23 protein-coding genes and 1 tRNA gene are annotated in these 21,158 nt (G+C 45.8%); 9 read left to right on the forward strand and 15 right to left on the reverse strand.

All coding sequences use genetic code 11. From position 1 onward, the window contains the following. The first annotated feature begins 486 nt into the window (after window positions 1–486). From rplM to ACWIP2_RS07905, 4 genes are all read left to right on the forward strand, one after another. The gene (gene rplM / locus ACWIP2_RS07890; RefSeq protein ID WP_448519375.1) at window positions 487–930 is read left to right on the forward strand and encodes a 50S ribosomal protein L13; all 444 of its coding nucleotides are present in this window, start codon (window positions 487–489) and stop codon (window positions 928–930) included. Next, window positions 930–1,316 (forward strand): 30S ribosomal protein S9, encoded by a 387-nt coding sequence (gene rpsI / locus ACWIP2_RS07895; RefSeq protein ID WP_448519376.1) that lies wholly within the window; start codon window positions 930–932, stop codon window positions 1,314–1,316. The genes rplM and rpsI overlap by 1 nt, the downstream gene beginning before the upstream one ends. Window positions 1,317–1,367: 51 nt before the next feature. Beyond that, window positions 1,368–2,156, forward strand: coding sequence for a 30S ribosomal protein S2 (gene rpsB / locus ACWIP2_RS07900; RefSeq protein WP_448519377.1), 789 nt, complete (start codon window positions 1,368–1,370; stop codon window positions 2,154–2,156). A gap of 104 nt (window positions 2,157–2,260) precedes the next feature. Then, entirely contained in the window at window positions 2,261–2,482 is a 222-nt protein-coding gene (locus ACWIP2_RS07905) for a CDGSH iron-sulfur domain-containing protein (RefSeq protein WP_448519378.1), read from the forward strand. On the opposite strand, the gene ACWIP2_RS07910 is transcribed toward ACWIP2_RS07905, so the two are convergent. The 3 genes from ACWIP2_RS07910 to ACWIP2_RS07920 are packed head-to-tail and all read right to left on the reverse strand — an operon-like array spanning window position 2,472 to window position 5,343. Continuing rightward, the gene (locus tag ACWIP2_RS07910; protein WP_448519379.1) at window positions 2,472–3,053 is read right to left on the reverse strand and encodes a phosphatase PAP2 family protein; all 582 of its coding nucleotides are present in this window, start codon (window positions 3,051–3,053) and stop codon (window positions 2,472–2,474) included. The two genes, ACWIP2_RS07905 and ACWIP2_RS07910, sit on opposite strands and share 11 nt — an antisense overlap. Window positions 3,054–3,062: 9 nt before the next feature. Then, the gene (mgtE, locus tag ACWIP2_RS07915; protein ID WP_448519380.1) at window positions 3,063–4,415 is read right to left on the reverse strand and encodes a magnesium transporter; all 1,353 of its coding nucleotides are present in this window, start codon (window positions 4,413–4,415) and stop codon (window positions 3,063–3,065) included. A 7-nt stretch (window positions 4,416–4,422) separates the two neighbouring features. Next, window positions 4,423–5,343, reverse strand: coding sequence for a peptidylprolyl isomerase (locus ACWIP2_RS07920; protein WP_448519381.1), 921 nt, complete (start codon window positions 5,341–5,343; stop codon window positions 4,423–4,425). 70 nt (window positions 5,344–5,413) lie between these two features. Here ACWIP2_RS07920 and ruvC point away from each other — a divergent pair, with 70 nt between their 5' ends. Continuing rightward, window positions 5,414–5,971 carry a crossover junction endodeoxyribonuclease RuvC gene (ruvC, locus tag ACWIP2_RS07925; protein WP_448519382.1) on the forward strand — a complete coding sequence of 186 codons (558 nt, stop codon included), beginning with the start codon at window positions 5,414–5,416 and terminating at the stop codon, window positions 5,969–5,971. Here the strand turns inward: ruvC and ACWIP2_RS07930 are convergent. The 6 genes from ACWIP2_RS07930 to hemC all read right to left on the reverse strand — a co-directional run bounded on the left by ACWIP2_RS07930 (window position 5,968) and on the right by hemC (window position 11,830). After that, window positions 5,968–6,957, reverse strand: coding sequence for a PorP/SprF family type IX secretion system membrane protein (locus ACWIP2_RS07930; protein WP_448519383.1), 990 nt, complete (start codon window positions 6,955–6,957; stop codon window positions 5,968–5,970). The two genes, ruvC and ACWIP2_RS07930, sit on opposite strands and share 4 nt — an antisense overlap. Continuing rightward, complete coding sequence (mrdA, locus tag ACWIP2_RS07935; RefSeq protein ID WP_448519384.1) at window positions 6,954–8,900, reverse strand: penicillin-binding protein 2; 1,947 nt, start codon at window positions 8,898–8,900, stop codon at window positions 6,954–6,956. The genes ACWIP2_RS07930 and mrdA overlap by 4 nt, the downstream gene beginning before the upstream one ends. A gap of 262 nt (window positions 8,901–9,162) precedes the next feature. Beyond that, window positions 9,163–9,723, reverse strand: coding sequence for a 50S ribosomal protein L25/general stress protein Ctc (locus tag ACWIP2_RS07940; RefSeq protein WP_448519385.1), 561 nt, complete (start codon window positions 9,721–9,723; stop codon window positions 9,163–9,165). Window positions 9,724–9,755: 32 nt separating this feature from the next. Then, window positions 9,756–10,691 (reverse strand): ribose-phosphate pyrophosphokinase, encoded by a 936-nt coding sequence (locus ACWIP2_RS07945; protein ID WP_448519386.1) that lies wholly within the window; start codon window positions 10,689–10,691, stop codon window positions 9,756–9,758. Between the two features lie 67 nt (window positions 10,692–10,758). After that, window positions 10,759–10,830, reverse strand: a tRNA-Gln gene (locus tag ACWIP2_RS07950). A 64-nt stretch (window positions 10,831–10,894) separates the two neighbouring features. Continuing rightward, a complete protein-coding gene (gene hemC, locus ACWIP2_RS07955) occupies window positions 10,895–11,830 on the reverse strand; it encodes a hydroxymethylbilane synthase (protein ID WP_448519387.1) in 936 nt (311 codons plus the stop codon). 85 nt (window positions 11,831–11,915) lie between these two features. Between hemC and ACWIP2_RS07960 the strand changes: the two genes are divergently transcribed. The 3 genes from ACWIP2_RS07960 to ACWIP2_RS07970 all read left to right on the forward strand — a co-directional run bounded on the left by ACWIP2_RS07960 (window position 11,916) and on the right by ACWIP2_RS07970 (window position 15,413). Beyond that, complete coding sequence (locus tag ACWIP2_RS07960; RefSeq protein ID WP_448519388.1) at window positions 11,916–13,424, forward strand: MBOAT family O-acyltransferase; 1,509 nt, start codon at window positions 11,916–11,918, stop codon at window positions 13,422–13,424. Window positions 13,425–13,511: 87 nt separating this feature from the next. Continuing rightward, the gene (locus tag ACWIP2_RS07965; protein WP_448519389.1) at window positions 13,512–14,189 is read left to right on the forward strand and encodes a lipoprotein signal peptidase; all 678 of its coding nucleotides are present in this window, start codon (window positions 13,512–13,514) and stop codon (window positions 14,187–14,189) included. A 15-nt stretch (window positions 14,190–14,204) separates the two neighbouring features. Next, on the forward strand, window positions 14,205–15,413 hold the full coding sequence (locus ACWIP2_RS07970) for a pyridoxal phosphate-dependent aminotransferase (protein ID WP_448519390.1): 1,209 nt from the start codon (window positions 14,205–14,207) through the stop codon (window positions 15,411–15,413). On the opposite strand, the gene ACWIP2_RS07975 is transcribed toward ACWIP2_RS07970, so the two are convergent. The 4 genes from ACWIP2_RS07975 to ACWIP2_RS07990 form a co-directional block, all read right to left on the reverse strand. Next, window positions 15,410–15,877, reverse strand: a complete 468-nt coding sequence (locus ACWIP2_RS07975) for a MarR family winged helix-turn-helix transcriptional regulator (protein ID WP_448519391.1) — start codon at window positions 15,875–15,877, stop codon at window positions 15,410–15,412. The genes ACWIP2_RS07970 and ACWIP2_RS07975 overlap by 4 nt on opposite strands. 113 nt (window positions 15,878–15,990) lie before the next feature. After that, the gene (locus tag ACWIP2_RS07980; RefSeq protein ID WP_448519392.1) at window positions 15,991–17,049 is read right to left on the reverse strand and encodes a hypothetical protein; all 1,059 of its coding nucleotides are present in this window, start codon (window positions 17,047–17,049) and stop codon (window positions 15,991–15,993) included. Window positions 17,050–17,077: 28 nt separating this feature from the next. After that, the gene (locus ACWIP2_RS07985) at window positions 17,078–18,208 is read right to left on the reverse strand and encodes a TerC family protein (protein ID WP_448519393.1); all 1,131 of its coding nucleotides are present in this window, start codon (window positions 18,206–18,208) and stop codon (window positions 17,078–17,080) included. A 5-nt stretch (window positions 18,209–18,213) separates the two neighbouring features. Further along, entirely contained in the window at window positions 18,214–18,669 is a 456-nt protein-coding gene (locus ACWIP2_RS07990) for a GNAT family N-acetyltransferase (protein ID WP_448519394.1), read from the reverse strand. A 56-nt stretch (window positions 18,670–18,725) separates the two neighbouring features. On the opposite strand from ACWIP2_RS07990, the gene ACWIP2_RS07995 reads away from it, so the two are divergent. Continuing rightward, entirely contained in the window at window positions 18,726–19,199 is a 474-nt protein-coding gene (locus tag ACWIP2_RS07995) for a DUF4293 domain-containing protein (protein WP_448519395.1), read from the forward strand. On the opposite strand, the gene ACWIP2_RS08000 is transcribed toward ACWIP2_RS07995, so the two are convergent. Together ACWIP2_RS08000 and ACWIP2_RS08005 are read right to left on the reverse strand one after the other, a co-directional pair. Continuing rightward, window positions 19,196–20,239: a VWA domain-containing protein gene (locus ACWIP2_RS08000; RefSeq protein ID WP_448519396.1), complete on the reverse strand. Its 1,044-nt coding sequence runs from the start codon at window positions 20,237–20,239 to the stop codon at window positions 19,196–19,198. The genes ACWIP2_RS07995 and ACWIP2_RS08000 overlap by 4 nt on opposite strands. Beyond that, window positions 20,232–21,149: a hypothetical protein gene (locus tag ACWIP2_RS08005; protein ID WP_448519397.1), complete on the reverse strand. Its 918-nt coding sequence runs from the start codon at window positions 21,147–21,149 to the stop codon at window positions 20,232–20,234. The genes ACWIP2_RS08000 and ACWIP2_RS08005 overlap by 8 nt, the downstream gene beginning before the upstream one ends. Window positions 21,150–21,158: the final 9 nt, after the last annotated feature.

Raw genomic sequence — 21,158 nt, forward strand, 5'->3', positions numbered from 1 at the left:
TACTTCATCGGAAATTCTTAGTTTAATAAAACTTTGCACAAATAGGTTTTTAATACTTTTCTTGCATTTTTCAGATTTACAAGCAGTGCTTTGTATTAATTTGAAAGTAACTCTATGAACTAATAAGCACTAATGCCACTTTGCACATCGGCTAAAATCTGTCGGCAATCAGTTTCAGAGATTTTTACGCACATACAAATCGAAATGTTTTCACATCTCCGATCTAATTACGCTTAAAGTTATGAAAAATTGCACATTAATACTAAATCTATGGATGAATACTATACCTAAAGCCGGCAGCAATCATGTAATGTTTTTGTTGAAATTAATAAAAAATAGAAGCATATCCGATAAAACAGGCTTCTAATCAGTAGTGCGCAGTTTTCTGAAAAGCGGTAATATTTTCAAGATTTACATTAATAAAAATTTGCTGGTTGTGAATTGGTTAGTTAAATTTGCGCTCTTTAAAAAAACCATTCAAATAAAATGGATGCCTTAAGCTATAAGACTATCTCGGTAAACAGAGCTTCTGTTACTAAAGATTGGGTTGTTATTGATGCCCAGTCTGCGGTCCTGGGTCGCCTTGCAAGTGAGGTTGCTCGCATCATTCGCGGCAAGCATAAGCCTTGCTTCACCCCAAATGTGGACTGTGGAGATAATGTAATTGTCATCAATGCCGATAAGGTCAGGTTGACCGGCAAAAAATGGACTGACAAGGAGATTATCTCTCACACTGGCTATCCTGGTGGCCAGCGCATTACTTCTCCTCGCGCAGTTCATGCCAAATCACCCACCAAGTTGGTTGAAATGGCTGTTCGCGGTATGCTTCCTAAAAATCGTTTAGGTCGCCGTCTTTTCACCAATCTGTATGTATATGCAGGCAACGAACATCCTCACGCAGCCCAACAACCTAAAGAAATCAAGCTCTAATGGAAGTAATCAACACTATCGGCAGAAGAAAAACGGCTGTGGCACGCATTTACGTTTCAGCCGGTTCAGGTAAAATTACCGTTAACCAACGTGAACTGAAGGACTATTTTCCTTCTGAGATTTTGCAGATCATCGTAAATCAGCCATTGAATACAGTCAATGCACTGAACGCTTACGACATCAAAGTAAACGTAACAGGGGGTGGTCTGAAAGGTCAAGCAGAAGCTGTTCGTCTAGCTATCGCTCGCGCACTCTGCGAAACAAGTGAAGAGAACAGGCCGGCTTTAAAGAAAGAAGGCCTCCTCACCCGCGACCCTCGCATGGTAGAGCGCAAGAAATACGGACGCAGGAAGGCGCGCAGAAGATTCCAGTTCAGCAAGCGCTAATCAAATCTATTCGTTGGTTATCACTTTTCACATTCTCAAGAACGGTAATTTATGTCTAATCTAGAATATAAAGACCTTTTGGATGCAGGTGTGCATTTTGGACACTTGACCCGCAAATGGAATCCTAAAATGGCGCCTTATATCTTCATGGAGCGCAATGGAATCCATATTATTGACCTGAATAAAACGCTCGCAGCGCTGGATACAGCCTGCGAAGCTGTCAAGAAAATTGTTCGCTCAGGTCGCAAAGTAATGTTTGTAGCAACTAAAAAGCAGGCAAAAGAGGTAGTAGCTGAAGAAGCACGCCGTTTGAAAATGCCTTATGTTACCGAGCGTTGGCTGGGTGGTATGCTGACAAACTTTGCCACAATCCGCAAGTCGTTAAAAAAACTTTCAAGTATTGAAAAGTTAATCAAAGACGAAGTCAACTATAACAACATGGCTAAGCGCGAGCGCCTGATGATTGCCCGCGAGCGCGATAAACTGCAAAGAATTTTGGGTGGTATTGCCGATCAGGCTCGTCTTCCGGCTGCGCTGTTCGTAGTGGACATCAAGCGTGAACACATTGCTGTTAAAGAAGCGCAAAAACTCAACATTCCTATTTTTGCAATTGTGGATACTAACTCTGATCCCAATCAGGTAGATTTCCCCATCCCGGGCAATGATGATGCGTTTAAGTCTATTTCGCTCATCACTTCTACTTTCGGCAAAGCCATTGAAGAAGCACTGATGGAGCGCAAAAAAGACAAAGACGACACCAAACTGAAAGATGAAGAAAATCAGAAGCGCGAAATTGATGCACCATCAGTTCCTGTGGATGCTGACGAAGACAGCGAGTAGTTCAGCAATCAACTGACATGTAAAGAAGAGTGAAAAGTTCCTTTGGGATTTTTCACTCTTCTTTTATTTACAGAACTTTGCCTATCAACCAATCCTAAAAACATATGGCAGCAGTAAAACTTACCGTTAACAGTAATGGCTCGCTGAAAGTAGAAGGCGATTTTGAAATTGTAGATGCACAAGGAAATGTTTACGGACTGGGCGGACGTACGGTGGTGTCTATCTGCCGGTGCGGACTGTCGCAAAACAAGCCTTTCTGCGATGGTTCACATCGCGGTTATTTCGACCACGATGCCAAAGCATTTGACCTTCCTCCTAAGAAATAGCAATCACTGGAATCAATCGCAGTTGCAAGGCTGTATGCCACAGCAAAAGGGCAATTAGCACGCCTGCCAAGGCCCCAAACAACACATCAGCCGGATAATGTACCCCTACATAAATCCGGCTATAACTTACGATAGCAGCCCAAAGAAAAAAACCACTACGCAGCCACTTTTTATATGGGCACAAAGGAAATAAAAGCCAAATAAACGTTGCCAAAGCAAAGGTATTGGCAGCATGAGAGGAAATAAAGCCAAACTGCCCGCCGCAACCAACAGGCACAAAGACTAAACCTTGCAAAAGCGGCTCATGACAGGGACGCAGGCGCTCAAACAGTGGCTTCATTAAGCCTGAGGCAAATTGATCGCTGCATAAGATAATCAAACCTATCAACAACAGATAGCGCCACGCAGCCTTTTGGTATTTTCTGATGATAAAACCTGCAATCAGTAGATATAGAGGCGTCCAAACGAAAGTTTCTGTAAAAAAAATCATGATGCTGTCTATTGCAGGATGATGCTGCGCATTCAGCCACAGGAACAGTTCTCTATCCAATTGTTGCAAAGTTTCCAGCATAGGTAGCCCTCATATTGGGAAAAAGGAATAGACCATCCGCGCCACTAAGAAATATACAGCCAGTCCTAACAGGTCATTAGCGGTCGTGATAAAAGGACCGGAAGCCAGCGCAGGATTAATACCGAGACGATTGAGCAAAAGCGGCGTAATCGTTCCCATGAGCGAGGCAAGGATCACGACACTAAACAGGGCAACGGACACCACGAATGCCAACACCGGCTTATGAAAAATCAAAATGTTAAATCCAAACACTACCCCTGAGATTATCAATCCGTTCAGCAGCGCCACCAGCATTACTTTCCATAGTCGCTGCCAGATAGATCCGACGTGTAGGCTATCTTCTGCGAGGCTTTGCACAACAATCGTAGAAGACTGAATGCCTACGTTTCCGCCTGTTGCTGTGATTAGCGGAATAAAAAATGCCATAGCAGGAATAAGCGATAGATCCCGCTCGAAGATACCGATAAATCGCGCACCCAAAATACCGCCCAGCATACCAATCAGCAGCCATGGTAGGCGTGCGCGGGTCAGTTTCCAGATCGAATCGTCTTCTTCGATATCTTCCGAAATACCGGAAACCGCCTGTAAATCCTTGTCGGCTTGCTCAACAATGAGATCTACGATGTCGTCAATAGTAATGCGCCCCAGCAATTTGCCACGCACATTAACAACGGGAATAGCCTCCAGATCGTATTTCTGCATCAGTGCAGCGACTTCTTCCCCGCTGCGATAGGTCTCTACCGAAACGACATCCTCAATCACCAGATTTTTGATCTGTTCATCGTCTTTGGCAATGACGATCTTTTTAAGCGGCAACCTGCCGATGAGAATATCGTCGTCGTCCACAACATAAACTGAGTAAATCTTTTCTACATTTTCTGCCTGCCTCCTAATTTCCTCGATGCAGCGTTGTACTGTCCAGTTGATGTTGGCTTTGATCATCTCCGTTGCCATCAGACCACCGGCACAGTCCGGCTCATAGTGGAGCAGGTCTTTGATATAGTTGCTTTGCTCTTGGCTCAACAGCGCTATTACTTCTTCTCTTGTACGTACCGGCTGCTCATTGAGTAAATCAACTGCATCATCGGAGTCCATGTAATCTACAATGGTAGCGATTTCTTCGGCGCTAAACAGTTTCAGGAAATTCGTCCGGATATCTGTTTCCAAATCGCTAAGGATAGCCGCACCGATGTTTGGCGGTAGCAGTTGGAGTACATACTTGCTGTCAGGTCCGTCTAACTGGTCTAAAATAGTGCTGATATCTGCAGGGTACAAATCTTTGGTTATCCCTATGAGATACTCATCATCACGCCTTTTAATGGCTTGTTTAAATGCTTCGATTAATTCGGTAGAGAGTTCCAAGCGACTACTATTTTTTCAAGGTAGCAGGGTATTGATAACCAAATCGTTTTGTGATTTCTGCCTTAGGTAAAATCTCAGATGATATTTGCATTGGTATATCTATGTTCGGGCGATTGAAGCGATCACCGGGCTGTGCCGCTATTTGATCTAAAACCTCAAAGCCATCTAATATTTTACCGAAAACAGTGTATTCACCATCCAAAAATGGCGCCCCGCCAACAGTAGTATATTTTTTTATCTGCTCTTCAGTTAGCGGCTTGGATAAGTTTACGCCAAACTCCTTTTCGCAGGTTTCTTTGTACTGCAAAATCAGGCGCTGGATGCCTTCGTTGTCACCGCGCTGCTGCATGTCGTTCAGTTGAGCCGTCAACGAAGCATATTCAGGCTTAGTGAGCAGTTGCTGAAAGAGTTCGTAGAGTTTGTATAAGTCGGTTCGTATGTCGCGCAGTTCCTGTTCGCTGTAGATTTTGCCCTGTACAATATAAAACTGGCTACCATCGGATTGTTTCTCGGGATTGACCTGATCGCCTTTGCGGGCTGCGCAAATAGCTCCTTTTTCGTGGAAATATTTCTCTGCCATAAACTCTGCAGGCAGAAAATAACCGGGGCCGTTGTTGCCCAGCACAGCTCCCGGCGCTGCACCTTTAGACTGTGGATCGCCACCCTGAATCATAAAATCTTTGATGCAGCGGTGAAAAAGCAAGCCATCGTAATACTTTTCACCCACAAGTTTGATAAAATTATCGCGATGCTGCTTTGTTTCTTCGTACACAATAGCGTGCATATCGCCAAAAGGCGTGCTAATCTTAAACAGTACGTCCTTGTCGGGGGGGATCTCAGCCGTTACAGTTTGTTCCTGCCCCTGCGAAGGCTGTTCACAGGCAATCGTTAAAACGGCAATTATTAGCCATGCCATCAGTTTTTGCATACACTCAATTCGCTTTAGATTCTGTTTATCTTTGCCAAAATTACATAAAAGCAGCCCAATCCTAATCGCTATGAATCAATCGGAACGCATCATTATAGGATTAGACCCCGGTACAGTCGTTATGGGCTATGGTGTTGTACAGATGAGGGGGCGCAAGTTGGAAGCATTGCAAATGGGCGTTATCCACCTGAGCAAATACGACAACCACGCGCAAAGGCTGCAAAAGATTTGGGAACGCATCAGCCAGTTAGTCGAGCAGTACATGCCTGATGAAATGGCACTGGAAGCTCCTTTCTACGGAAAAAATATCCAGTCCATGCTCAAACTGGGGCGGGCGCAAGGTGTAGCAATGGCCGTAGCGCTTTCCAAAGGCATCCCGATCGTTGAATATGCACCCAAAAAGGTCAAACAGGCTGTAACAGGCAACGGCAGCGCCTCAAAAGAACAGGTAGCGGCTATGCTGCAAAATCAGTTGGAGATCGGAGAAATTCCCGAACTTTTAGATGCAACTGACGCACTTGCCGTAGCAGTTTGTCATGCCTACCAGCAACAGACCCCAAGTCGAGGCAAAGCCAAAAACTGGGCATCTTTTGTTGCCAATAACCCCGATCGCATCAAAAAACCTTAGAAAACAGGGCAGCCTACATTAATCTGGCGGCGGAAATTGCGCGTTGCCCAAGTGTAAACAATACCGATTTCGTGCGAACCACTCGTTACCTGATTAACGGGACTGATCGGCAGATCGTAGCTGTAAGCCACCTGCCAGTTGTTGCGGAAAATACCGATAATCCCCGAAACGGCATCCTGACGAGGCAGCCCGAAAGACTGCAGCAATGGTATGCCGCGATACTGTATCCCAAACTGAATCGGTGAGCGTTCGAAGGCTAATCGCAAACCTGCATCTAACTGCCGCGCAATACCTTGCTGTTTGAACAGTAGGGCAGGCATCAGGTACACATCGCCACTGCCGGAAGTTGAAATCGGAAACTTACCGCCTGCATGTGCCGCATATAGACGCGGCAAAGTGGCGGTCTCCCCGGTCAGAAATGAAATATCGGGTTGGTTGAGGTGCAGAACAGATACCCCCGCCCAAAATTTTTGGCTGTAAAACAAAGCACCTGTCCCGAAATCTGCAAAGAAGCGGCTATCGCTACCCAAAGCCTCAAAAACATCCGGCTCATCAGGACGCACCTGGCTGGTAAAGCGCAGATTAGCCATCCCTGTGCTTCGATTAGATAATCCTGCATTCAACCCCAAACGAAGTACGGAATTGTTCCCAAGTCGCAATTGAAAACTATATGCCCCCTGTAGGGCGGTTTGCTGCAACAATCCATCGGCTGCTACATCATGCGTCAGGAAAACCCCTGCGCCGCTGCTGATAGTCGGTAGGTTGGCATCGAAGGCGGCATAGGTAGTAGCAAGGCGCAAAGCCGCACCCAACCACTGCTGCCGATGCAGCAAACCCAGCCTGTACTGTTCAGCAGTACCCGTAAAGGCAGGATTCATCGCCATTGGTGCATGATAGAATTGCGTAAATTGAGGCGTTTGCGCCCGCAAGTGAATTGCAGAGACAATACATACAGCAGTTGCTACGATCAGATAGAACTTTTTCATTGATTATCGCTGCGCAAGGGTAATGCCACAGTTCGCAAGGGAAGCGATTCTGCATCAGGCATTTTTTGTTCAGGCTGTGGTTGTACAGGTGCAGTAGCGATTTTAATTACTGACTTTTCGGCTGATTTTTTCAAACGCGGAGTGATGAAATCTTTACGGATAATTTCCTCTTCCAAATGCTTTCTAGTAGTGTTGCGACGGATAAATTTTTCCATCATCAGGCTGGCAATCGGCGCGGCCCATGTACCTCCAAAACCTGCATTTTCTACATAAACCGCAATGGCAATTTTCGGGTTATGCTTCGGTGCAAAGCCGATAAATACCGAGTGATCATCGCCGTGCGGATTTTGCGCTGTTCCTGTCTTGCCACAAATCGGCAAATCGGGGATAAAAGCGCGTCGCGCCGTACCGGCCCGCACTACTCGCTCCATGCCATCTACAATATACTCGTAATATTCACGCTTGATACCTGTTTCATTTTTGATCAGAAATCTTGGATCAATATTACCCGGCTCGCCGATGCCTTTGATGATGTGTGGGGTGTAGTAGTAGCCTCTGTTTGCCATAATAGCAGCAATATTTGCCATCTGAATTGGCAATACGCCTATCTCACCCTGTCCGATACTGAGCGAGTAGATGTTGCCAAATTTCCATGGATGGCCACGATATTTCTTGTCGTAGTAAGCCACAGTAGGTATCAAACCCGATTTTTCATTGGGCAGATCCGAACCCAGCGGCTTGCCCAGTCCAAATTTATGTTGATATTCCACCCATTTATTCAGTCCGATGCGCGTATCTTCTACATAGCTGCGCGATTTTTCCTGAATAATAATGCGGTGGAATACGCGGTGATAAAAAGGATTGCAAGAGTGCTGTATAGACCCTTTTACATCTAGCGGGCTGGGGTGTGCGTGGCATTTGACAATGTCCTGCACACAGGGAATCCGCGTATTGACTGTATCTATTACGCCCTCCTGCAAGCCAATCAGCGCCTGAATCAGTTTGAAAATAGATCCGGGCGGATAGGGTGCCATCAGCGTGCGGTTGTAGAGCGGCTTATGCACGTCGTTGACAAGCATAGCATAGTTTTGCGATACTTCTTTGCCCGAACCTGTGAGCTTGTTAGGATCGTAGGAAGGGGCGGAAATCATCGCCAGAATTTCACCTGTAGCAGGCTCAATAGCCACGATACTGCCAACCTTATTCTGCATCAGCAACTCGCCGTATTGCTGCAACTCCAAATCTACTGATGAAATAAGGGTTTTGCCGTTTTCGGGGAGGGTATCAAAAGCGCCTTCGCGGTAGGAGCCTTTTACTACGCGCCTTACGTCCACATAGTTGTACGTAACACCGCGCTTGCCGCGCAGCACTCGCTCGTAGCTCGCCTCTATGCCCGATCGTCCAATTTGGTCGCCCGGGCGGTAGTAGCCTTCCTTGTCTTGCTCAAGGATCTTTTTATCCACTTCTCTTACATAACCTAAGGCATTAGCCATGCTTCGATGAGGATATTCCCGAACAGTGCGGGCTTCCTCAAATAAGCCGGTGAACTCATCCATTCTGTCTCTGATTTTGGCAAAATGATCCATTTTGATGTCTTTCAGAAACAATGAAGGCTTGTGGCGGGAATATTGGCGTGCTTTGGTGTATTTATCAATAAGTTCTTCCTTGCTCATATCGAAAAGTTCGCAGAAACGAGCCGTATCGCGCAAGGTAAAATCTTTAGGGATCATGTAAATATCAAATACAGGCGTATTGGATACTATTAGTTTACCGTATCTGTCGGTAATGATGCCTCTTACGGCATGGCGAACTACACGCTGCACAGCGTTGTTGTCTGCTTCTAATTTGTAAGCCTGATCGATGACCTGCAAAAAGAATAGCTTTCCTATGAATATAAAGCCGACAACAAAAATAGCAAACTGAATAATATAGCGCTTATTCACGTCGACAGATGAGGATTTTTTTAACTAATGTTACAAGTGATCAAAAGGGCAAATCAATGTAGCGAATTTTAATCAGCTAAATAGCTCTATGCCTCCCGTGAATGAGGCAGATTGTTCGATGCTAGTTCTTGTTTGCATAGTTAGTTGATTTATTGCATAATGTCAATTCCGAATAGGATTTACCTGACGCAACAACACAAAAAACTGCCGAATCCCAAAAAATCCGGCAGTTTACAAAAAAGCGTAATCAGAATAATTGCTATTACATTTTGCTGCGCAGCGCACGTGGAATAGTGATGCTGGCAACTGTTACCTGACCGCTGGTCAGAATCTCAAAATTATTGGTAGGAATATCGCGAACGCGAACAGACTTTCCGAGATCCATGTTAGTAACATCCAGTTCCACAAAGTCGGGCATGTTAGCAGGCAGTGCCTGAATACGTACTTTTGACTGTTTTACTACCAACTTACCACCTTTTTGTACACCAACGGCAGTACCTCTCAGGCGTACAGGGATATTCATTTTTACAGGCTTATCGTCCTGTAACTCTAAGAAGTCGGCGTGCATAATCATTTCATTAACAGGATGGAATTGGATGTCCTGTAAGATGGCCTTGTAAATATCACCCTCAATATTAAGTTCGACCATGCTCACCTCAGAGGTGTAAACTAACGGACGGAACAAAATCATAGGCACTGCAAAGTGTACTTGGCGACCTGCGCCGTACAACACGCAAGGAACAAGCGCTTCGTTGCGAAGGTCTTTTGCGTTCCTTTTTCCGAGATTTGCTCTTTGAAACCCTATAATCTCAAGCGTTTTCATGTAATAATGTGAATTAAAAATGGAAGATATAATCAGATGAATAATGTGCTGATAGATTCCTGATCGTTGATTTTGCGGATTGCTTTGGCAAAAAGATCGGCAACCGACAGATAAGTAATTTTCGGGTGGCTTTCAACACGCGGCGGCAGTGTGTCTGTAACAACCAGTTCTTCCAGTGGTGAGTTTTCGATGTTGCTGAGCGCTTTACCCGAAAGGATGGCATGAGAGCATACAGCTCTGACAGACTTTGCGCCCTTATCTTTCAAAACTTCAGCCGCTTTGCAGAGTGTGCCTGCCGTATCTACCATATCGTCAATCAGAAATATGTCCATTCCTTCAGGTTCGCCGATTACCTGCATGGCTGCAACTTCGTTGGCGCGCTTGCGCTGCTTGTCGCAAATAACCATGTCCGCATTGAAATAGCCGGCAAAAGCACGTGCGCGGGCCACTCCTCCCATATCAGGCGAGGCAAAGATCGGATTGAGCTGATGTATTTTTACCAGATCGCGGATATAGGGAACAAAGATCGAGATGGCACTCAAGTGATCTAAAGGAATATCGAAGAAGCCTTGAATCTGTCCTGCGTGCAGATCAGAGGTGATGATGCGACTTGCGCCGGCTGCTGAGAGCAAATTAGCAACTAACTTGGCAGCGATGCTCACACGCGGACGATCTTTTCTATCTTGGCGGGCATAGCCAAAATACGGAATAACAACGGTTACATATTTGGCAGAAGCCCTGCGCGCCGCATCAATCATGAGCAAAAGCTCCATCAGATTCTCGGCGGGCGGCATGGTAGATTGGATCAGGAATACATGCTCGCCGCGGATAGACTCTTCAAAGGCAACCGAAAGTTCGCCGTCGCTAAAACGCTTACGCTCTAATGCGCCTAAGGGGGTGCCATATGAGTGGGCAATTTTAACAGCAAGTTCTAATGAGCCGCTACCTGAGAAAATCTTGACGGGCATAACCGCTTGGAAATAATGTATCTGTTAAAATGAGAAAATCCCGATTTTCATCGGGATTAGCTCTTTGTTGACCGACCTGGACTCGAACCAGGAATAACAGAACCAAAATCTGCTGTGTTGCCAATTACACCATCAGTCAATCCGTAATTATGCCACAAATTTACGTTGTCTAAATAGAATTGCAAATACTCAGAGAAAAAAATTTATGCGTGCTGCTTTTTTATTTCGTAGAGGATTTTATCGCCACCCTGTTGCAAAACCTCGTTTGCCAGCTGATAACCCAGCTCTTCGGGTGCTGAGAGAGATCCGGTCTGCTCTGCACGCACCATCTCGCGGCCGTTCAGGCTAATGATACCACCGCAAATTTTCAACTCGTTATTCTCTGTAAAATCTGCCAGCGCAAAACTTGGTATGCTACAGCCTCCTTGCAGGGTGCGCAGGAAAGCCCGCTCCGCACGCAGACGCAACTCGGTAGGTTCATGGTTAACAGCCTTTCGGATGCGCTTTGTCAGGGTTTCATCCATGTGGACTGCTGCCTCGATGGCAATACTGCCTTGTCCTACGGCAGGTGTGAAAGTATCAACGGACAGGTGCATGACGATGTACTCTTCGTAGCCCATCCGCGCTACACCCGCATAAGCGAGCACCAAGGCATCGCAAATCCCTTCCTCCATTTTGCGCATACGGGTTTGCAGATTGCCGCGCACGTCCACAGTTTTCATCTTGGGCATGTATTGCTTAATCATTGCCACGCGGCGCGTAGAGGAAGTACCCAAAACAATTTTCTGGCTTTCGTCTAAAGTAAAATACTTATTGTAGCTCACCAGTACGTCGTGTACTTGTTCGCGCTCGGTATAAGCAATAATTTCCAGTGCCTCAGGCAAAGAGGAAGGCAAGTCTTTAGCGCTGTGTACGGCGATATCTATTTCGCCGCTGTGTAATTGCTGCTCCAATTCTTCGGTAAAAATTCCCTTACCACCAATTTTTGAAATAGTTTTATGCAATATCTTGTCTCCAGCAGTTTCTATTGGGACTATCTCCACTCCAAATCCTTCATTTTGCAGTCGTTGGGCAACATATTCTGCCTGCCACAGGGCTAAACGGCTGGCACGTGTACCGATGCGAATAACTTGTTCCACTGTTTTTGCTTGATAGTTAGGCTTTTGCGCGCAAATAAAACAAAAAAACTAATACGAAAAATGCAAAAAGGCTAATTTTGGCGCTATGTGGCAATGGTTTGTCTATAAAGAAAACGAGCCGCTGATTTTCAGCGCAGCACTTTTCTGGATTTTTTTTGGCGCGATGCTCGTGGGCTATCAGTTCATCTATCAGAATAATCGTGCCCGCAGTTTGTACCTCATGGCGGTAAGTATGTATTTTTACTACCTTTCGGGAGGCTATTTCTTTACGTTGCTCATACTTTCTACGATCATAGACTACCACATCGGTAAGAAAATCTATGAATCGGATAATCCTGCGTTCCGAAAGCGCCTCGTAACGGCAAGCGTCGTGATTAACCTGACTATTTTGGGCTATTTTAAATACACCTATTTTCTTACGGACATTATCAACCAACTGGCGGGAACAGAACTACAGCCAAGCAACTTGCTGGCAGTCTTTACCAACCGACTCATAGGTACTTCTTTCGATACTGACAATATTATTCTGCCTGTTGGTATTTCATTCTATACGTTCCAGACGATCAGTTACTCAATAGATATCTATCGCGGCAACCTAAAGCCCGTAAGCAACATTTGGGATTTTGCTTTTTTTGTGAGCTTTTTTCCACAATTGGTAGCCGGACCGATCGTGCGGGCTTCGGACTTCGTGCCACAGATCTACAAGCCCTACAGCCTTAGCAAAGAAGAGTTCGGACATGCCGTTTTTCTGATTATTAACGGGCTGATCAAGAAAATTTTTATTTCGGACTATCTCTCAATCAACTATGTGGACAGGGTTTTTGAAAGTCCGCTAACTTATAGCGGTTTTGAAAACCTGATGGCAGTTTATGGCTACTCGATCCAAATCTACTGCGACTTTTCGGGCTACAGCGACGTGGCTATCGGATTGGCGCTGCTGCTGGGTTTCCGCCTGCCTCTGAATTTTAACTCGCCCTATAAGGCGCAGAACATTACCGATTTTTGGAGGCGCTGGCATATTTCACTGTCTTCGTGGCTGCGCGACTACCTGTACATTTCGCTTGGCGGCAACCGCAAAGGCAAAGTACGCACCTACATCAACCTCGCCCTGACCATGCTGCTGGGCGGCTTGTGGCACGGCGCGCATGTGCGATTTATCATTTGGGGTGCCTTGCACGGAGCAGCGCTGGCTGTCCATAAAATGTGGATGGAGGCATTTCCCGCTCAAAAAACAGACAAAAACAATAGCGCTGCTATTTGGAGCGGGCTGCTGACTTTCCACTTTGTAGCGTTTTGCTGGATATTCTTCCGCGCTTCGGACATGCAAACAGTAAGCGATATACTCTCACAAATAGCATTCAACTTTCAGCCTGAAATCGTCTTTTCTGCACTTGGGGCTTATTACAAACCTTGCTTGCTGATCGCTTTTGGTTTTACGGCACACCTACTGCCCCGTTCGTTTAAGACCTTGCTTTCTGTGCGATTTACGGCACTGCCAGACCTGACCAAAGCAATCATCATTGCCTTTGTTGCGCTGCTGCTGTTCCAAATGAAAACTGCTGCGGTACAGCCTTTTATCTACTTCCAGTTCTAAAGACGACTCGTAGCACCATTAAGCAATGTGCAAACCGTTGGAAATCGGCACAAACTTGGCTTACTTTGTAGAGACAAATCGCTAACAATGAAATATTTAAAATATTATCTGCTTGCTTTGGTGATCATCGTTATTGATCAGGCGGTAAAGTTGGCAGTACACGAATACATGCAGATGGGCCCTATAGGCGAGATCAAGGTTCTCGGAGACTGGTTCAAACTGCACTACACGCTCAACCCGGGTATGGCTTTTGGGCTTGAATTCGGCTCGGAATACGGCAAAATCGGGCTGACACTATTCCGCATTGTTGCAGTAACCATCATTGCTATCTACATTTTTTATATGGAGCGAAAAGGTGCGCATGAGGGCTTTCTCTGGTGCATGGCATTGGTGCTGGGTGGCGCGCTGGGCAATGTGATAGACAGTACTTTCTACGGTGTATTTTTGGACAACGCGCTGTACACAATTAATCCTCCACCGCTTTACCCATGGTTTCATGGGCAGGTAATTGATATGTTCTATCTCGACATCTGGGAGGGAGAAGTGCCTTCCTATGTACCGCTCATTGGTGGCAATTATTATTCGCTCTGGCCCATATTCAATGTAGCAGATGCATCCATTTTCTCAGGCGTTGTACTGATCCTGATTTTTCAGAGCAAATTCTTCAGCCAGCCTGCAAAGGCAACAAATACATCACACAACGAAATACCGGCGGCAGATCCTGAAATCCTGCCTGATGCAGAAACTACTAAAACCGTCAAATAAAGCACAAGCCCGAACATGTTTGAAAAGAGTAATAAATTAGATCGGGTTTTCTATGAAATCCGCGGACCGGTTTACGAACAGGCTGCCGAATTGGAAATGCAGGGCTACAAAATAACAAGGCTCAACATCGGTAATCCTGCACCTTTTGGCTTCGATGCGCCCGATGAAATCATCCACGATATTATCGTGAACCTGCGCAATGCACAGGGCTACGTAGATGCCAGAGGATTGTTTGCTGCCCGCAAAGCAGTCATGCACTACTCCCAACTGAAAGCGATTAAAGGAGTAGGCATTGAAGATATTTTTATTGGCAACGGAGTCAGCGAGTTGATCTTGCTTTCGATGCAGGCGCTGCTCAACGACGGCGATGAAATCCTCGTACCTGCACCCGACTATCCGCTCTGGACATCGGCGATTAATCTTTCGGGAGGCGTTCCCGTACATTACATATGCGATGAACAAGCAGACTGGACACCCGACCTAACAGATATAGAACGGAAAATCACTTCGAGAACTAAGGGAATCGTTCTTATTAATCCCAATAATCCAACAGGTGCAGTTTACTCCTCAGATCTGTTGCAACAATTGGTAGCACTTGCCGTCAGACATCGCCTGATTGTATTCTCAGACGAGATCTACGACAAAATCCTGTACGACGATACTGCTCATTTTTCTGTAGCAGCCTTTTCAGATGAAACCCTGTTTGTAACTTATGGCGGTCTTTCCAAAGCCTATCGCGCTTGCGGCTTTCGCGGCGGCTGGATGATTCTGAGCGGCGACAAAAAGCATGCGCAGTCCTACATTAACGGACTCAATACGCTTGCGAGTATGCGGCTTTGCAGCAATGTCCCCGCGCAATTTGCTATTCAGACGGCGCTGGGCGGCTATCAGAGCATCAACGAGCTTGTTTTGCCTGGTGGAAGGCTGCGCAAACAGCGCGACTATTGCTGGCAGCGGCTCAACCAGATGCCGGGGGTCAGCTGCGTAAAGCCCAAAGGAGCATTCTATATGTTTCCCAAAATTGATACGCAAATGTACAGGGTAGATAATGACCAGCAGTTTGTTCTGGATCTACTACGGCAGCAACATCTGCTCATCGTACAAGGTTCGGGCTTTAACTGGCCTCATCCCGATCATTTTAGAATTGTGTTTTTACCTACGGTAGATGAGTTGGCAGTAGCGTTGGATAAATTAGAAAATTTTCTGGACGACTATCGCCGTTAGTCGTAGCGGTAGCTTTCCGTACGCAGTTTATCCAGCAGGCAATTGAGTTGTACTAATTCTTCGGCTTGCAAAGCACCAAAGCGGGCTTCAATCCGACGAACATCCTCATCTGCCGATTTTAACAACTGCATTCCGCGTTCATTGATTACTACATTTACGATACGCCGATCATCGTCGCACTGCCAGCGGTTGATATAGCCCTTGTCTTCGAGTTTGTCTGCCATGCGCGAAACATCGGACATCTTATCCAGCATTCGTACACGAACGTACTTCAAAGAAACCGGCTTGGGGTATGCACCGCGCAAGATCCGCAACATATTGTATTGCTGAGAAGTAATGTTGTGTTTTTTCAGGAAGTTGTCCAACTCGGAATTGATCCAGTTAGCTGTGTAGATTAGGTTCACCAACGATTTGTGTCGGTCATTCTGGAAACGTCCTTGTATTTCCTCTTCGATGCTTGCCATGCTGTGGTTGAATGTATGTTTTTTCCAAAAATAACTTTTGACAGCGGCAAATAAAAACGAGCAGGCAATATGCAATCCCTACGAAACTGCATGGTAGATGATTCATTTTGGTATTACATCAAGTCAATTGCGCCGATGTCGGACGGCGGCTTTTGGGTATCGTCGCCTACTTTGCGGATTTCGCGCACTTTGCGCCAGACTACCGCCACTACCCGATCTATGGGAGCATTGTCTTCCAAACTGCTGCCGCGCACGCGTAGGATAAGCAAGTTATGATTTTTACCTAAAGAAACAACATAGCCTACGCAATCGGATTTAGGATCAATATCGGCAACGCGCTCCGGCGGTAAACCTTTGAACCAATATCCGACCCCGCTCTTGCAGTTGATGTTTGGCGGCATTTTACTCATAAAAAGGTAGGCCTTCAGCTGCTGAATCGCGATCTGGTTCGACCTCTCGCGCAGGCTGTTGCGAATCGAGTCGTCAGAATAGCCTTCGGTTCTGCCTTTCAGATCGTTGAATTGCTTTTCCATGCTGTGAAAAAGTTGCAAAGCCTGATTGCCGCGGGCTTCTCTGTAATTTTCAAGGTCTATGTTGAGCAACGCCATATTTCTGTTAATCTTGGCTTGCAAAGCACCATACTTTCGCATGATCGGGTGGGTACGCATATCTTCGTACTCTTCGCCTACGCTGCTGCGCCCCATTTCCTGCTTAGCAAACTTAATCAGACAGCAAATCTGTGTTTTGATAGCATGCAAGGTGCGCTGTTTGGCTCGCAACTGCTCGTACAAGGCAGGATTCTGGTGTATTTTATCTATGCGGCGGCGGCGGCGATCTTCCTCCCGACGGGCATGCTCAATTGCCGGATTAGCCGCATAAATGATGCTCGGGTCGAGTTGCAGGGTATCGTAGTAGTTGGCATAAAAACTTGCCTCTACTTGCTCGAAAATAATAGAATCGCGAAGATTTTGGGGGCAGATGCAATCCGGGGAAAGTTCTTCCTTCCTTTGTTGTGCCCTTTTTGCTTTTTCGCTGAGTTCTTCTCCGCCTTCGGCGGGGGGCGAATCGAGTAATACGGGCAGATAAGTTGGTAAATCAAAGCTAACCTTCGGCGAATGCCTGCCATTGGGCAACCACTCGCCGAAGGTTAGCATCATTACAAATAAGGACAAAACAACAGATGCTCTTATCATGCGCTTTTTAGTCCAAACGCTTGGCAAACTCTTCCTTTACATGCTCTATATTTTCTTTTACTATATCATGTTCAGGAATGGTCGCTGTAGCAGGTTCTTTGACAGGGAATAACAAAGAAGCTACAATACTTATGCCCAAAATTCCAAGAATGACATACAGCGAATGTACGGTTTTAAAGCCCCATTCGCCCATCCAGTGGTGTGCAATCATCTTGATGCCAATAAATACCAGAAGTGCCGAAAGGCCGACTTTGAGGTAATGGAATATGTGAACGATGTTGGACAGGAAAAAGAACATAGAGCGCAAGCCCAGAATAGCAAAGATGTTGGAAAAGAATACGATGTAAGGGTCTTGAGTTACTGCAAATACAGCAGGCACTGAATCTATTGCAAAAATTAGATCGGTAAATTCGATGATCATCACCACTATGAAAAGCGGCGTGAGATACCAATGCCCTCGTTTTTTGACAAAAAAGCGGTTGCGTACATAGCGCGGATATACGCGAAACCATTTTGATGCCAGCCTAACAACGGGATGTTTGGCAGGGTCTATCGTTTCTTCCTGATTGCGTTCAAAGAACATTTTAATACCCGTATAGATCAGAAATCCTCCAAACAGGTACATGATCCAACCAAAGGTATTGATCAGTGCAGCTCCAACGAAAATAAAGATAAATCGCATCACAATTGCGCCCATGATCCCCCAGAAGAGTACTTTTTTAAAGTACTTTTCGCGCACCCCGAATGATGTGAAAATCATGATAATAACAAATATATTATCTACCGAAAGAGAATATTCCAACAGATAGCCGGTAATAAACTCAAGCGACATCATATCGCGGTAGGCGGCAAGGCTTCGCTCAAAGTCATCGGGGTAAAGCACTACCTTTCTCGGCATGTAGTTACTCACTACACGCTCCAGATCTTCATAGCTTTCTATACCATGTATCAGATGTCCTTGCCTGTCTAACAGGATATAAAAGCCCAAGGCAAACAGCACCCATACAGCACTCCATGCAGCAGCCTCTTTAAACTTAACTACATGATCTTTCTTCGAAAATAGGCCTAAGTCAAGTGCCAAAACACCGACAATAAAGATTGTAAAGCCGGTAAAGAAAATTACTTCGTTAGATAACATCGCTTTTATTTCGCTTCATTTGATTGAGGCGGCAAAATCATCTTGTAATGCCAGATATTACACTCGGAGAACATCTCGCCCACTGCCTGAAAACCGAATTTGGCGTACAATGGCATAGCAGACAGTTGTGCGTGCAGGTAAATTATTTGATTTTTACTTTCAGGATTTTGGCTAATGTCTGTAAGTACAGTCTCTACTAAAGCGCTGCCAACTTTTTTGCTTCTATAGTCGGCTAATACGGCAAAACGCTCCATTTTTACTCCCTTGTCAGTAAATCTCCAACGCGCTGTGCCACAAGGCACCCCATCTGCCATTGCCAAAAAATGACGGCTTGATGATTCAAACTCATCATATTCTTCCTCTTCGGGCACTTGCTGTTCTATGACGAAAACGTTACGCCGAATATTGAAAGCCTTTTCAAGATCTTCGTCCGCAATAATGTGTTTTACGGAAATGTGCATAAAAATGATTTGTGTTTTGCCTTATTTTTGAGGCTTAAAATTAACTTTATGTTACCATGATCCAACGCATTCAATCGGTTTTTCTGCTATTGGTAATGCTTTCTATGACGCTGATGCTATTTTTTCCACTGTGGAGCAAGCAAAACCCCGAAACAGGCGCACAAGCATCGCTCACTATTGCCACCCTGCTGCATCAGGCAGACGGACAGGTTGTACACAAACAGAATGTGATTTACTTAGGCATCGGTGCAGCTATTGCCATCGTATTGGCGGGTATGGCGCTGTTTAGCTACAAAAACCGCAAGTTGCAGGTGCTGATCAACCTGATCAATACACTTGTGCTGAGTGCTGTGCTGATTGGCGAGGTGTGGCTATCTTTTCAGGGCGAAAAATTCTTTTTGCCTACTGTTAAAGGCGCTTATGGTATTGGATTCTACATGCCTGGGGTAGCCTTAGTTTGCAATGCGCTGGCCAATCGTTTCATCCGCCGCGACGAGATGCTGGTGCGCTCGATGGACAGGCTGCGCTAATCTTCCAGTGCGTTAAAGATAAAGGTATTTTTCAGCGCCATCCACAGCAAGAAGAAAACTATTCCCCACATTAGGTAAATCCGGTAATAATCTTTCACATCGCGAAAGCGCTTTTCTTTAATCTGCACTTTTTCGTAGCGATCTATTCGCGCAAAAATTTCGGCCAGCGCGTTATTGTCCTGTGCGCGGAAATACTGCCCTTCGCCAATTTCTGCCAACTGCCGGAGCGTGCTTTCGTCCATGCTATTTTCTACGTAGCGCGTATCACCGAATACATTTTTGCCGATCGGTACGCGCCCTTCCTTACCTACACCGATAGTATAAATACGGATGCCATCGGCAAAGGCTAGTTTGGCAGCATCTTCAGGGGAAATATTACCTGCGTTGTTCTCCCCGTCGCTGAGCAAGATTACTATTTTGGTCTTTGCCTGCGAGTCTTTCAAGCGGACGGTAGCTACTCCCAAAGCGCTGCCAATAGCAGTTCCTCCATCGGGAATCATATCAAAGTTGATTTCTTTGAGGTAATTGTCTAACAGACCATAATCGGTTGTTAGCGGGCTGAGTGCATAGGCTTCGCCCGAGAAGATCACAATACCAATCCGATCCTGTGTGCGTCCTGCCACAAACTTACGCGCTACTTCTTTTGCTGCTTCAAGGCGGTTGGGGAGGAAATCCTCCGCATCCATTGACTCGGATATATCCAGACAGAGCATAATATCAATACTTTCCAGCGAGCGTTCGACTTGCTCGTTAGTGCGCTGCGGACGCGCCAGTGCAAGTAAGAACATACTCAACATCAGCAGCATCAGTACGCTTGGAATGTGCCGCAGCCATGCCCACGTGTCATTGTGCGCATCGCGCTCCAACATAGCTATCTCCAACTTCTGCCTGTTGCGGAAATGTACCAGCCAACGCAGAATATACAGCACAGGCAGCAGCATAATCACGAGGAAGTAATAACCTTCATAGGGCGCAGTACCCCAGTCGAACTGCTGCAAAGTAGCAGGCAGAAACCATCTCCACGATAACCACTCAGGCATTGCGCACCTCCTCTATTTTTAAGCGATAGGCTTCTCTGGCAAAATCTGCTAAAAAGACAGTAGCTGCCACAGTCTGAGCATCTATTTTATTGCCGTAAATAGCCAAATCCAGTTGTCTGAGCGTCTGCTCTAAGGATTTATCGGGTAAAATAGCTGCGATTTCTTTGGATGTGTAGGTTGTATAGGGGATTCCCTGTAAACCTTGCAGGTAGCTTTTCCAAAGTGCTAATGCGTGTTCGGCTGCTTCAGGGCTTAACTGTCGCTCGGTGTAGGGCAGATACTCATTGATGAATCGCTCGAACTTGCGGCGGAGGCGTTGCAAACGCAAGGCTTTGCGAATACGCCCGCCAAATATCCAGTAGGTCAGTGTCAATAGCAGCAAAAAACCACTTAATCCGGCAATAATGTAAGGATAATTCAAGCCTCTGTCAACGACAAAATAATCGGTAGTTGAAATGAGCTTGGCCTGTTCTGCATCGGCGGCAGGAATAATTTTCTCTATCAGAATAGCAGCCGAATCTGCTGCAATAGCAGTTGTATCGCCATTGCGCAGTACAATTGCAGGCAGTGTAAAAAACAGGATGCTATCCGTCTGGAAAGTGGCAAGCGTATAAATCGTACTGTCAATACTCATACCTGCATGATCGGTGCGGGTATTGAAATGCTTTTTAGACAGTAGTTCGAAGGGCTTATAGTTAAACAGCGTATCGGGAAAGCGTACTTCCATAGAAGCCGGATATCGAAATACCAGCGTGTAGGCTACCGGCTCGCCTATTTTAACCGATTTTTTATTAAATGTTCCACTAGGTTTTACCTGTTGGGCAAAACAAATAGATGTACCGACTACCATCAGTACAAGCACCTGAAAAACAAGCAGAAATCTTTGCAACCAATCAATCAATAATGGCAAAGATACAGT

This window comes from Rhodoflexus sp. (genome assembly GCF_053489755.1).